The sequence below is a fragment of the Streptomyces sp. NPDC051286 genome (assembly GCF_044455345.1).
Taxonomy (GTDB): domain Bacteria; phylum Actinomycetota; class Actinomycetes; order Streptomycetales; family Streptomycetaceae; genus Streptomyces.
Window position 1 is genome coordinate 1 of the sequence record NZ_JBITER010000084.1, and the last position, 12,218, is coordinate 12,218.

13 protein-coding genes are annotated in these 12,218 nt (G+C 68.2%); 6 read left to right on the forward strand and 7 right to left on the reverse strand.

Annotation, left to right across the window (positions count from 1 at the left end; all coding sequences use genetic code 11):
* Positions 1 to 12 precede the first annotated feature (12 nt).
* From ACIBB8_RS35995 to ACIBB8_RS36005, 3 genes are all read right to left on the reverse strand, one after another.
* Positions 13 to 465 (reverse strand): transposase, encoded by a 453-nt coding sequence (locus tag ACIBB8_RS35995; protein ID WP_398959410.1) that lies wholly within the window; start codon positions 463 to 465, stop codon positions 13 to 15.
* A gap of 87 nt (positions 466 to 552) precedes the next feature.
* The gene (locus tag ACIBB8_RS36000) at positions 553 to 2,313 is read right to left on the reverse strand and encodes a reverse transcriptase domain-containing protein (RefSeq protein WP_398959412.1); all 1,761 of its coding nucleotides are present in this window, start codon (positions 2,311 to 2,313) and stop codon (positions 553 to 555) included.
* A gap of 358 nt (positions 2,314 to 2,671) precedes the next feature.
* Positions 2,672 to 3,376, reverse strand: coding sequence for a transposase (locus ACIBB8_RS36005; protein ID WP_398959414.1), 705 nt, complete (start codon positions 3,374 to 3,376; stop codon positions 2,672 to 2,674).
* Between the two features lie 187 nt (positions 3,377 to 3,563).
* On the opposite strand from ACIBB8_RS36005, the gene ACIBB8_RS36010 reads away from it, so the two are divergent.
* Genes ACIBB8_RS36010 through ACIBB8_RS36025 form a run of 4 tightly spaced genes read left to right on the forward strand, consistent with a single transcriptional unit; the run spans position 3,564 to position 5,673 of the window.
* The gene (locus ACIBB8_RS36010) at positions 3,564 to 3,860 is read left to right on the forward strand and encodes a hypothetical protein (protein WP_398959416.1); all 297 of its coding nucleotides are present in this window, start codon (positions 3,564 to 3,566) and stop codon (positions 3,858 to 3,860) included.
* 9 nt (positions 3,861 to 3,869) lie between these two features.
* On the forward strand, positions 3,870 to 4,520 hold the full coding sequence (locus tag ACIBB8_RS36015) for a tyrosine-type recombinase/integrase (RefSeq protein ID WP_398959418.1): 651 nt from the start codon (positions 3,870 to 3,872) through the stop codon (positions 4,518 to 4,520).
* Positions 4,517 to 5,023 (forward strand): hypothetical protein, encoded by a 507-nt coding sequence (locus ACIBB8_RS36020; protein ID WP_398959420.1) that lies wholly within the window; start codon positions 4,517 to 4,519, stop codon positions 5,021 to 5,023. The genes ACIBB8_RS36015 and ACIBB8_RS36020 overlap by 4 nt, the downstream gene beginning before the upstream one ends.
* 29 nt (positions 5,024 to 5,052) lie before the next feature.
* Positions 5,053 to 5,673: an SMI1/KNR4 family protein gene (locus tag ACIBB8_RS36025; RefSeq protein WP_398959422.1), complete on the forward strand. Its 621-nt coding sequence runs from the start codon at positions 5,053 to 5,055 to the stop codon at positions 5,671 to 5,673.
* 46 nt (positions 5,674 to 5,719) lie between these two features.
* On the opposite strand, the gene ACIBB8_RS36030 is transcribed toward ACIBB8_RS36025, so the two are convergent.
* Positions 5,720 to 7,270 carry an ISL3 family transposase gene (locus ACIBB8_RS36030; RefSeq protein ID WP_398959424.1) on the reverse strand — a complete coding sequence of 517 codons (1,551 nt, stop codon included), beginning with the start codon at positions 7,268 to 7,270 and terminating at the stop codon, positions 5,720 to 5,722.
* A 498-nt stretch (positions 7,271 to 7,768) separates the two neighbouring features.
* The gene (locus tag ACIBB8_RS36035; RefSeq protein WP_398959426.1) at positions 7,769 to 8,398 is read right to left on the reverse strand and encodes a helix-turn-helix domain-containing protein; all 630 of its coding nucleotides are present in this window, start codon (positions 8,396 to 8,398) and stop codon (positions 7,769 to 7,771) included.
* A 145-nt stretch (positions 8,399 to 8,543) separates the two neighbouring features.
* On the opposite strand from ACIBB8_RS36035, the gene ACIBB8_RS36040 reads away from it, so the two are divergent.
* Both ACIBB8_RS36040 and ACIBB8_RS36045 read left to right on the forward strand, forming a co-directional pair.
* Positions 8,544 to 9,548 (forward strand): alpha/beta fold hydrolase, encoded by a 1,005-nt coding sequence (locus ACIBB8_RS36040; RefSeq protein WP_398959428.1) that lies wholly within the window; start codon positions 8,544 to 8,546, stop codon positions 9,546 to 9,548.
* Positions 9,549 to 9,830: 282 nt separating this feature from the next.
* Positions 9,831 to 11,534, forward strand: a complete 1,704-nt coding sequence (locus ACIBB8_RS36045; protein ID WP_398959430.1) for a transposase — start codon at positions 9,831 to 9,833, stop codon at positions 11,532 to 11,534.
* 78 nt (positions 11,535 to 11,612) lie between these two features.
* On the opposite strand, the gene ACIBB8_RS36050 is transcribed toward ACIBB8_RS36045, so the two are convergent.
* Both ACIBB8_RS36050 and ACIBB8_RS36055 read right to left on the reverse strand, forming a co-directional pair.
* Positions 11,613 to 11,873 (reverse strand): hypothetical protein, encoded by a 261-nt coding sequence (locus ACIBB8_RS36050; protein ID WP_398959432.1) that lies wholly within the window; start codon positions 11,871 to 11,873, stop codon positions 11,613 to 11,615.
* 9 nt (positions 11,874 to 11,882) lie between these two features.
* The gene (locus ACIBB8_RS36055) at positions 11,883 to 12,038 is read right to left on the reverse strand and encodes a hypothetical protein (RefSeq protein WP_398959434.1); all 156 of its coding nucleotides are present in this window, start codon (positions 12,036 to 12,038) and stop codon (positions 11,883 to 11,885) included.
* Positions 12,039 to 12,218: the final 180 nt, after the last annotated feature.

Sequence of the window (12,218 nt, forward strand, 5' to 3'; positions counted from 1 at the left end):
AGATCTACCGGCTCATCGTCCCCACGAGCACCCCAGCCAACCACCCAAGCCCCGCGGGAGTCGTTGCTTGACATCCATAGGGGCATCAACGCCCTCCTGGAGGCTGCCGTCCTGGTGCACGGAGGTCTCCCAGGCTGCCTCGGGCAGCTTCGCGATGGCCTGCTCGTCGTCTTCGGTGATCTTCCAGCCGACGGTGTAGCGGACCGTGCGCCGCGTGGTGTTCAGTGCTTCGAGGTGTTCCAGCAGCCCGTGGGTGGCTCCGGCGCCGTCCGCCCGCACCAGGATCTTCGCGGCCGAGGAGCCGGGGATCTGCGCGAGGGCGTCGGTGAGGACGTTGATGTGGTCGGCCACCGTGTTGGCTCCGGCGTTGCCCGGCCGTAGCAGCATGGCCAGGGACTCGGTGGTGTTCGCGCACCACGCGGCCAGCGGAGTACCGGTAGGCCACCGGCGAGGTGTCCGCGTCAAGCGCGGACCCTTTTCCGGTGGCCCCCGGCCCGAACCGCCCGTGCGACTTTCACCGCAGACGGCTCTCCAGTGATCTTCGTGTTTCCATCAGCCGCCGGTGTGGATGGAGGTGTGACAGTCCCGGCAGGCCACGAGGGCCTTGCGCCGCTTCTTGAGCATCACCGTCACCCATGCCGGGTGGGGCTGCCTGCGTTCGGTCAGGTCTGTGAGGGTGCGGACGTGGTGAACGGTGATGCCGTCCGTGCCGCCGCAAACCTCGCAGCGTCCGGCGAGGAGTCTGGAGACCAGTTCTCTGCGCCGAGTTACCGCTCCGGTCGTGGACTTGTCGATGATCAGAGCGGTTCTCTGCCGTCGCAGCGGAATGCCGCCGAACCGTGCGACCAGAGGTGTCCTGCCGGGACGCTCACTGGTGACCTGCAAGCACACGCGCGGCCCGACCGGGGTGACGACCTTGGACCGATACTTGCGGGCCATGGTCGAAACGGTCGAGCGGTGCTTGCCAGCGAGCGTCTTGAGCAGCGAGGTCTCCATGACCCAGCGAAGCCGGGACAGTCTGAAGACATCGCTGGCGAGCAGGTAGTACTGGACGATGCCCCGGTACTCAGCTCCGTAGGTCCTGACGATGTCCCGATCGGGGGCAGCGAACAGGTCGGAGCGGTGCGCGGGTTTGCCACGCTTGAGATAGCGGGAGCAGTAGGCGTTGATTACCGCGATCGGCACACGCAGTCGGATCACGCCGTTGACGGACCTGCGCCCGTTGGTGACCTTCGTGCTGCTGTGCTGGACGGTGATCTCATAGCCGAGGAACCGTGCCGCCCGGGTACGGGCGTGGGTGACCAGGGTCTTGTCGGGTGACAGTTCGAGCTTGAGGTCGTCTCGCAGGAACTGAGCCAGCCGTGCCTTGATCTCCTCGGCCTCTGCCCTGGGTCCGATGTACCCGAGCAGGGTGTCGTCCGCGTAGCGGACATATCGGAGCCTGCGGTAGTCCGGGTCCTGCGGATCCGAGCTGGGCAGGGACCGCAGCCGCTGGCGCAGTTTCCTGAACTCGGCATGGTCGCCTCGTCCGTGGGCTCTGCGCATCGCGTAGTACATCCTGTGGTACTCCCGGTTCGGTCGCCGGGAGCGCCCTCGGGTGTATTCCGGGATGAGGACCGTCTCGATGAAGGTGTCCAACCGGTCCAGGTAGATGTTCGACAAGATCGGGGACGCGACCCCACCCTGCGGGGAACCGCTGAGGGTCGCGTTGAAGATCCAGTCTTCCAGGTACCCGGCTTGCAGCATGTGTCTGATCAGCCGGAGGAACCGGCCGTCGTGAATGTTCGCCGCCAGCGTCGTCATCATGACGTTGTGGTCGAGGCTGCCGAAGCAGTCGGCGATGTCCCCTTCGATGAACCAGGTCGTGCCCTGCCACGTGTCCGCGATCTTGCGAAGTGCGGTGTGGCAGCCGCGTCCTGGCCGGAAACCGTGGGAGGCGTCGCTGAAGTTCGGCTCGTAGTACGCCTCCAACAGCAGGCGTACGACTTCCGCCACCAGCTTGTCCGTCCACGAGGGGAGGCCGAGCGGGCGGCGTTTGCCGTTCTTCTTCGGGATGTAGACCCGTCGTGCGGGACTCCACCGGAAACGCTCGTGGCGCAGCGCGTCGATGATGCGTCCGATCTTGTCCAGTGACATGCCGTCCACGGTCTCCCCGGTCACCCCGGGCGTCATCGCTCCTTGATTGGAGTAGAGGCGTCCGTAGGCCAGCAGGTACAACTGCGGGTTGAACAATTGTCGATACAGTTCCTCGCACGGCAGGCCGCGCCTGCCGCGTTCACGCAGGACACCCAGCACCGTTTCGGCGCTCTGCATTTCGCATACCTCCCAGACCGGGATGTCCGATCACCTGTGCCCCTTCGCCCTGCGGACGGCGTTACCGTCCTCCTCGGCAGGCCGTGACCCCTGCGACTACTACGGGCACTCCGTCGCCCTAGAACTCGCGTCCCGTAGGCGATCCCATGTTCGTCTCCGACGTACGTAACAGCGTGATGTAGGCGCCCCACTCATCCCCTTGAACACTCTGATTGAGCGTCGCGTCGCCGTCCGGAAGATGCGGCGGCCATTCCATCAAGCCGCCGCAGACGACGACACCGGCATCGGACGCCTTGCCGGTGGAGTCTTCGTTGCCTCCGCTGGAGATTGGGGTTCAGGCAGTCCAGCTTTCGCCATGTCACGCGGGCCACCTGGCGCACCGCCCGTGGCGTCTCGGCACGGCCGCCAGTTTCCTGACATGCTCTTGTCCCGTCACCGTTTCCGGATCGGGTAAGTCATCAGGCCCAGGAACCTCCTTCCAAGTTCCTCCCGGCTCAGCCGGGGATACGTCAGAGCGCCTCATGGCGCACTGAAACCCGAACGTCTTTTTGAACGTGACCGCTGCCCCGGCCTTCTTCGACGCCGAGGTGATGACGGTGGCGTCGACGTCGATGACGATCCAGCCGGTCAGCCGCTTGCCTGCCACCGTCAGCCACGGGAAGCCTCCCGGGCGAAGGTGCAGCAGGCCCCACACGTGCCGACGCACCAGGGCCCGCACCTTTGCGATCTTCGCCAGGGCTGCCTCGTCGAGCGCGGCCAGCGCGCGGCGGGCGGTGGAGTCCGAGGCCGCAGGGCCGAACAGCGGCCGGTGGTGCAGCTGGAGCTGCTCGGCATCCGAAAGGTTCGCCGCCCCGAGCACGATCGCGACCGCCAGGTGCACCAGCACCCCCGCGCGGTCCCGCCAGCCGGCCACCGTGCTGGACGGCAGCACCTTCGCCAGCGCGTCCGTCAGCCCCGTGCGGTCCGCGCACCGGCGCAGCAGCACCGCCCCGGCATACCCGATCAGCCTTTTCCCGTCAGCCACCACGGACAGCCGACGGTCCCACCCTGTACGCTCAACCACCAGAAAGGTGCCCTGACTTCTGCAACGGATACGATCTAGACACTCGCATCCTCGCAGGTCAGCGGCACCTTTCTGCTATCAGGGCGTCAGATCACCCAACCCCGCTGAATACCCAGGGTTAATAGTTACGTGGAATCTGCCGGGGTGATCATGTCTCTCCGGTGCAACCACGGACTTGGGAGATGTGTTGAGCGGCACGACGCTGCTGATGGAGAAGTGGCCGGTGCTCGGCCGGCACGAGCAGGCGGCGACCTGGCTGATGATCTGGACGGATCTCGGCCGTGCGCCCCGCACGATCGATGCCTACGCCCGCGGGCTGGCCGAGTACCTGCTGATGTGCGAACGGGAGACCGTCGACCCGGTCACGGCGAACCGCGCACACACAGCCGTCTACGTAAGGGAACTGACCTCACGGCCTCACCGTCGAGGGGCCAATGTGGTCTCGATCGACTCGGGGACAGGACTGGCCAACGCCACTATCTAGCAGCGCCTGGTGCCGGTCCGCCTGTTCTACGACTTCCTCATGGAGGAAGGCCTGCGCGAGTCGAACCCGGTCGGCCGGGGCCGCTACACCCCGGGGCGCCAGAGGGGCGGGCAGCAGCGCGGGCTGGTGCCGCGGCTGACGAAGCTGCCGTGGATCCCCAGTGAACAGCAGTGGTTGGGGATCCTGCAGGTCGCGCGGGAGGAGCCGGTCCGCAACCGGGTGATGCTGGCCCTGGCCTACGATGCCGCGCTGCGGCGAGAGGAGTTGTGCTCGCTTCGGACCGATGACCTTGATCCTGCCCACCGGACGCTGAGGGTGCGGGCGGAGACGACGAAGAACCGCTTGGAGCGGGTGGTGCCGTACTCGGCGTCGACCGGCGTGTTGATGTCGGCCTACCTCGCCCACCGGGCCGCGGTCAGCCGGGCCAGGGGGCCTGTTCCTTTCAGAGTCCCGGCGCAACCACGGGCAGCCGCTGACCCTGTGGACCTGGTCGAAGGTGGTCCGCCGGATTGCCCTAGAGGCCGGGGTCCCGCGGTTCTCGACCCACACCACCCGGCAAGGTCGGCCGGTGGATCGCCGCCGAACAGCCCGACGCCGCTGATCCGGCCGACTGGACGCGGCAGACCTGCGCTTCGTGGATCGCCGCGCTGGACCGGATGAAGGTCGGCGACTACGTACAGCGCACGGTCGGGCAGGGCGACCGTCTCGGCAAGCCGCTGGAGGCGCCCAGCAAGGCCGGGCAGATCACCGCGCTGCGGACGTTCTTCAAGGACTGCCAGGAATGGGAGTGGCTGCCCCGCCGCTTCGACCCACTGCGCGCGCTGGCGATTCCCCGCAGCATTACAGCCCTCCTTGGCCCCGACCCGCGGGTGATCGCCGACGAGATCTGGGCGAAGCTTCTGTGGGCGGGCCTGAACCTGGAAGTCGCGGAGATGGCCGTGTCCATCCCGCTCACCGACGACGAACGCACCGCCGTGGCCGACGGCCAGGACGCCCTCAACCGTCTGCTTGAGCGGCTTGCCGACGCCCCAACGCCGGCCGGACCCACTCCGCGCGAGCTCAGCCTGCCTCCCGGCGCCGTGCCACTGCCGTTCCTCGAGACCGGTGCACGGGCCCAAGACAGCACCCGTCGGCCGTGTTGTCCGCCCAAACCGCTAGGTTGAGTCAACCGACGGGAAGGAACGGGGAGGCCATGACTGAGCACCCAGATATCGCGGCACTGACCCAGGTCATGGCCCCAACCTACGGCGTCAACGAGGCCCTGGACTGGCCCTCGGTCGAGGAACGGCTGAACCGCCGACTGCCCAGCGACTACAAGGCGTTCATGTCGCTCTACGGCGGTGGAGGCATTGACGACCTGCTCAGTGTCCTCCTCCCTCTGCACGAGGATGGCATCCAATGGGATCCCGGTGCCATCGAGGACGAGATCTCGGGTGCCCGCTCGACGTGGGAGCACACCCCGGCCCAATGGCGCCCCGACCTCGACCCAGCCCACATCCTCCCCTGGGGCCAGACATCCGGACCCGATCTCCTCTGCTGGCTCACCACTGACCCCAACCCCGACCACTGGCCGGTCCTTGTCTGCGGCCGACACACCGACGAGCGCTGGACCCTGTTCGACTGCGGCATGGCCCGATTCCTCCTGCGGATCTTCACCGCTGACCTCGCCACGTGCCCCCTGAGCGACACCTCGCTCTGGGGCAAGACCTCTCCAGGATTCGTTCACTGGCGCGAGCAGCAGATCCGATGGAAAGCCGGCCGGGACCCCTTCACCAACGAACCGGATCCCTACGCCGACATGTTCCCCCGCTGAACAGAGCAGGGTGGCTTGAGCCGCCGTCATGCGCGGGAACTTGACATCACAGATTCCACAGAATGATCCGGTTGACATGCCCCTCGACCGCGCCCGAGCTCCAGGGCAGGGTCAGGCCGGCGATGACGGCGTCGCAGTCGCGGTCGATGCCGGCGGCGAGGGTGTGGAGGCTGGGCAGGTCGTCTGCCCGGACGGCGTCGAGCCATTCCGGCAGGCGTTCGCCTTGGCGCTCAGTGAGCATGGTCGCGAACGAGTGGACATGGCGGGTGAGGGCGTCCAGTTCCGGACAGTGAGCCCGGAGGGTCTTGAGCTGGAGCTGTTCAGTTTCGGAGAGTGTTTCCGGGCGGCGGAGGATCCATCCGGCGACGGCCCGGGGCGAAGGCGGTCGTGCGGTCACGGGCCGCGGCGAGGTGCGTTTCTTGTGCAGGTAGGCGCGAACGCGCTGGTAGCTGCCCTTGTAGCCGAGCGGGACGATCTCCTCCCAGAGCTTCCAGGCGTTGGTGCAGCCCTCGCTCCAGCGGTCGTCGAGGTAGGTCTTGTACTCGTCCAGGACGGAAGACCGGTTCTGCCACTGACCGGTGAAGAGGTCCTCGGGCTTGGCGGCGTCGGCGTACTTCTTGACGGTGCGGCTGCTCATGCGGAGTTGCCGCTGGATCGCGCGACGGCTGTGTCCCGCCTCCAGCAGCGCGTGGACGGTGGCGTGCGTGGTGCGGGTGCGGTCGGCGAAACGGTGGCCGGTCGACCATGGCGAGCCGGACGCCTCTTCCTGCGAAGCTTGTTGGGGCTCGGGCTCGGGTTCGGGCACCGCGGGCACCAGGACGCGCAGACAGTGGCGGTGTTGAGCGACGGTTCGTTCGGCGGCCTCGCTCAGGTTGTGCCACAAGTGCCACCGGTCCGCGACCTGGACGGCCTGCGGTGCCCCGGCGGTGGCGCCTTCCGCGAAGTACGGGGCGCGGTCGCGGCAGATGACTTCGACACCGGGCCGCTGGGTCAGCCATGCGGCCAGCGTCGCTGCCTCCCGATCGGGCAGTAGGTCGACGGGGCGCCGGGTTTCGATGTCGACGAGGACGGTGCCGTAGTGGCGGCCCTTGCGGGTGGCGTACTCGTCGACGCCCACCACCCGCGGCGCGGGCACTTCCGGCTCGGGCAATGCGTCGACCAGGCGCAAGACCGTGCTCCGGCTCACGGACATGCCGAGGACGGCAGCCAGCCTGGCACCGGCCCGGCCTGCCAGGGCGAGGCCGACTGCGGCCAGGGTGGCACGCAGTCGCTCGGTGCGGTGGCCGTGTCTGCGAGTCAGGCCGGGTATCTGCTCTACGAAGGTGCGTCGTGCGCACGCCGTGTTCTCGCAGGCGAACCGGCGGACCCGTAACTGGAGCACAACGCTTCGTCCGGCGCTCGGGACATCAGCGGGAAACCGCAGGTAGGACCCGTGAACACGGCTGGACCATGTCCCGCATCCCGGGCATGTGGCGCCTGCCGCGGTGCATGGCGCGTCGACGCGTACCACCTTGATGTTCACGTCCACAGACAGCACCGCAACGTCCGCGATGGACGGGAACAACAGCTCCTCGATCCGGAGCACGACCTCTTCCACGGCCCCGAACTATCGGCCCAACCACCTTGACCACGACTCTTTTTCGGGCGACTTCGGGTGCCGCCCAGGGACGCCGTGACGTCACCCAGAGAGGCCGCGTCACAGAAGTTGAGCCAGAACCGTCTCTCGTGAACAGAACCACCGGTCGAAGTACGCGGCCTCCAGCGCGGCCGCCGCCTCTGCGTGGGTCATGCCCCGAGTGCGGCGCCGGATTGAGGACCGGCCGACCTTTGCATAGTCGACCGGGGCAGGGGCGCCAACGCGGGCGCGGGCCTCAGGGACACGGCGCGGCCGCCATCCATCGGACGTGTTCATGAGGGCTCGCTTTCGACACGGAATCGGAAATGGTGGCCCGCCGCTCACGTGGCATGGCGGCGGACCGGTCATTCTGAGCCGAAGCTCAGTAGTTGTCACCGGCAGGGCCGGATGACGTGGCGAATGAGACCGAACGAAGCAGCGTGGTTGTCACTGACGAGGCACGCGGCTTGTCACAACTGCTCATTCAGCAGCCTTTCTGTCACCAGTCCCGCGACCAGCGGCTGGAGGGGTGCGCGGCTGTAGACGTTCTCCTTGAGGCCCGAACATGATCAGATACTCGACCGGTCCGGCGGATCCGGCGTTCGCGACTCCGTGAGGGATGCGGGTGTCGAACTCGACGAAGTCCCCAGCAGCCAGAACGAGGTCCTGGTTGCCGAGTGCGAGCCACAGCCGCCCGTACAGGACGTACAGCCACTCGTAGCCCTCGTGGGACACCTGTCGGGGCCGCCCGGGCGGCTCCTCGACGGCAGGCAGGACGTGCTTGTGGGCGTGCAGGCCGCCGACGTACTGGGTCAGCGGCAATACCGCCTTGCCGTCGCTGAAGCGGTGCGGCGCCGTGCTGCGGGGCTCGGCCGCAGGGGCGGGTGCGGTGCCGACCAGCTCGTCCAGGGGGACTCCGTATTCCTTCGCCAGCTGCAGCACCACCTCCAGGGTGGGCTTGCGCCGGCCGGTCTCGATCCGCGACAGCGTGCTGGTCGAGATGCCGGTCGCGCAGCTGACATCGGCGAGTGTGACGCCACGGCGCTCGCGCACGGCCCGCAGCCGCGGCCCTATCACCGCCAGCGTCTGGGTCACGTCGTCACCTGCCACCGGCCCCGTTCCTTCCCGCCGTGCCGCTTCACGGCCTCGTCCTGCAACCTTGCCAGAATGGCAACGCTGATCGCGCCGATTGGCCGCAGTGCCGCATGATCGATACGTTCCCGCCGGCCGCCCGCGAACCGAGGAGAAGTCCCCCATGCGATCCGAGCCGACCTCCGCACTCCGCCACCGCACCGTCGAGGCCCCTGCCGGGCGCCTGCACCTGGTAGAGCAGGGCACCGGCCCGTTGGTCCTGCTCGTGCACGGCTTCCCCGAGTCCTGGTACTCCTGGCGCCGCCAGCTCCCGGCCCTCGCCGCCGCCGGGTACCGTGCAGTGGCGATCGACGTGCGCGGCTACGGCCGCTCCTCCAAGCCTGCCGCGATCGACGCCTACCGGATGCTCGACCTGGTGGAGGACAATGTCGCCGTCGTACGCGCCCTCGGCGAGGAGAGCGCGGTGATCGTCGGCCACGACTGGGGCTCCACCATCGCCGCCACCTCCGCCCTGCTCCACCCCGAAGTCTTCCGCGCGGTCGGCTTGCTGAGCGTCCCGTACGCGCCACCCGGCGGCCCCCGCCCTACCGACATTTTCGGCCAGATCGGCGGCCCTGAGCAGGAGTTCTACGTCTCCTACTTCCAGGAGCCCGGCCGCGCCGAGGCGGAGATCGAGCCCGACGTCTGGGGCTGGCTCGCAGGCTTCTACGCGGCCCTGTCCGCCGACACCATGCCCGCCGATAGCGAGCCCGACCCGCACTTCGTCGCCCTGGGCTGTCAGCTGCGCGACCGTTTCCCCGCTGGCCCGCTCCCGGCCTGGTTGAGCGAGGAGGACCTCGATGTCTACGCCGGGGAGTTCGAGCGCACCGGCCTGACCGGCGCCCTCAACCGCTACCGCAACATGGACCGCGACTGGGAAGACCTCGCCCCGCACCGCGGAGCCCCGATCAAGCAGCCATCCCTGTTCATCGGCGGCGCCCTGGACGCCTCCACCACCTGGATGTCCGACGCCATCGACGCCTACCCCACCACCCTCCCCCGCCTGTCTGCCTCCCACCTCCTGGAAGACTGCGGCCACTGGATCCAGCAGGAACGCCCCAACGAGGTCAACAGCCTGCTGACCGACTGGCTCGCAACGATTCAGAGCCGAACCAGGCAGACTGCCTAGGCAGCTTGGCGGTACGTTTCGGGCGGGCCGCACCGAGGTAGCACATGCCTGTCTGCTCGGTGATGCCCAACAGTCGCACCCAACGTGTCCTGTCGCAGTGAATCTGGCAGAGAGTGGGCTGCTGACCTGCTGGGTTGCCATGTCGTTTGAGAGCGCTGCGCCTCGGTGACCCTGTTGCCTATTCGTGGTGAGGGCTGACGGTGGGCCGGTGGTGCTGGCAGGGTTGGTCGTGCGGTCGGTTCCTTCCTGTTCCCCGGCCGCGGGGGTGGGATGGTCGTGTCGATGGAGCCGCAGCCGTGGCCGGAGCCGGCGTCCGAGGTGGCAAGGGCTGTGCGGGCGAAGAACTACGGGCGGCAGGTGCCGTTGCCGGTGGCGGTGCGTGACCGGCTCGGGGAGCTGTTCCCGGACGGCGAGTTCGCGCAGGCGTTCGGAGTGACGGGCCCGGCCGGGTGGTCGCCGGGGCGTCTGGCGCTGGTGACGGTGTTCCAGATGGCGGAGAACCTCACCGACCGGCAGGCCGCCGAGGCGGTGCGGGACCGGCTCTCGTGGGCCTACGCGCTCGGACTGGACCTGGCCGACACCGGCTTCGACTTCACCGTGCTCTCCCAGTTCCGTACCCGGGTGGTCGAGCACGGCCTGGAGGAGAAGGTGCTGGACCTGCTGCTGGCCCGCCTCGTCGAGCAGGGCCTGCTGAAGGCCGGGGGCAAGCAGCGCACCGACTCCACCCATGTCGTCAGCGCGGTGCGGGACCTGAACCGCCTGGAGCTCGCGGGCGAGTCGGTGCGCGCGGCGGTGGAGGCGCTGACGGTGGCCGCCCCGCACTGGGTCGCCGCTGTGCTGGACGTCCCCGGCTGGTCACGGCGCTACGACACCCGCGTCGACACCTGGCGCATGCCCGCTTCCGCCGCCAAGCGCGAGCAACTCGCACTCACCTACGGCCGTGACGGATTCGCCCTGCTGGAAGCGGTCTACGACCCGCGCTCGGAACACTGGCTGCGGAAACTCCCCGCCGTGCAGACCCTGCGGACGGTGCTCCTGCAGAACTACACCCGCACCGCCGACCGGAACGGCCGCCTGGTCACCGCCCGGCGTGAGAAAGCGGAGGACGGGGGTGCCGGGCTGCCGCCCGGACACCTACGCATCGCCTCCCCCTACGACACCGACACCCGCTGGTCGGCCAAGCGCGACACCTTCTGGAACGGCTTCAAGCTGCACGTCAGCGAGACATGCACCGATGCGGCCGAGGACCGCCGCACCACCCCGAACCTGATCACGAACGTGGCCACCACGCCCTCCACGGTCCCCGACGACAAAGCGCTGCCGGGCATCCACCGGCAACTCGAGCGCCGCAGCCTGCTCCCGGACGAGCACTACCTCGACTCCGGCTACCCCAGCGCCGACCTCGTCGTGGCCTCCCGCAAGACCTACGGCATCGCACTGATCACCCCGGTCCTGCTCGACCAGTCCCGCCAGGCCCGCGCCGAGCAAGGCTTCCACGCCGACGCGTTCACCGTGGACTGGAAATACCAGCAGGTCACCTGCCCCCAAGACCAGGTCAGCTCGGCCTGGAGCCCGTGCACCCAGCACGGCCACCCGATGATCGTGGTCAAGTTCACCCGCACGGTCTGCGGACCCTGCCCGGTCCGGGAGCTGTGCACCACCGGCCGCCAGGGCTACCGGCAGCTCACCTTGAACCCGCGCCCGCTGACGGAGGCGCTGCGGACCGCCCGCGCCGAGCAGGCCGGCCGGGACTGGCAGGCCGACTACGCCCTGCGCGCCGGCGTCGAGGGCACCATCCGCCAGGCCCTCGCCGTCACCGACAGCCGACGGGCCCGCTACCGCAGCCTGGCCAAGACCCACCTCGAACATGTCTACAGCGCCGTCGCCCTCAACCTCATCCGCCTGAACGCCTGGTGGAACGGCAGGCCACTCGACCGCCGCCACACCAGCCACCTCGCCCGACTCGAACTCGCCCTCGCCGCATAGCCGAATAGGCAACAGGGTCCTCGGTGTTCTCAAACGACATGGTTTTCACGGAAGCGTGCTGACGGCAGGAAGGCCAGCTCAGCCGTCTTGGCCTTCGGCAAAGCTGCCCATGGTCTCCCTGAGACGGTGCCGTGCCGCATCCAGGCGTTCGGCGTAGTCGGCGGCGAAGATCTCGGGAAGCGCCGTGTTCAACGTCCCCGCCAGCCTGTGGATCGGGGCCCACGCCGCCGGGTCGTCTACCAGGCGACCTAGGTTCGTCATCTGAACTCGCTCCAGCCAGTCCGAGAGGACCAGCGCCTCGTCAGGGGTGAGCTTGATCGTGATCTCAGTGCTGTCCACGACCCGAACTTAGCCCGCCGTTTCCCGGAAGTCGCCTTCGCGCTGGCGAGAGAGGCGCTGGTAGAGGGGGTCCTGGGTTCCGACGGTGGTGTAGATCCAGGCGAACCGTCGGCTCAACTCGGCGACCAGCCCCAGATCCATCGCCACCCCAGCCCTCACATACACGTCGAAATCGACCGTGACAGGTGCAGTGACAGCGAGACCCGTGAAGTGAGATCAATCCCCACGATCGAAGCAAACACCGCCACTCAGAGGGCGTTAAGTCCGTTTCTTGTAGCGGCCTCGTCCGGGTTGGGTGAGGAAGCCTTGGCGGGTGAGGCGCCCGAGGCGGCTTCGGGTGACGTT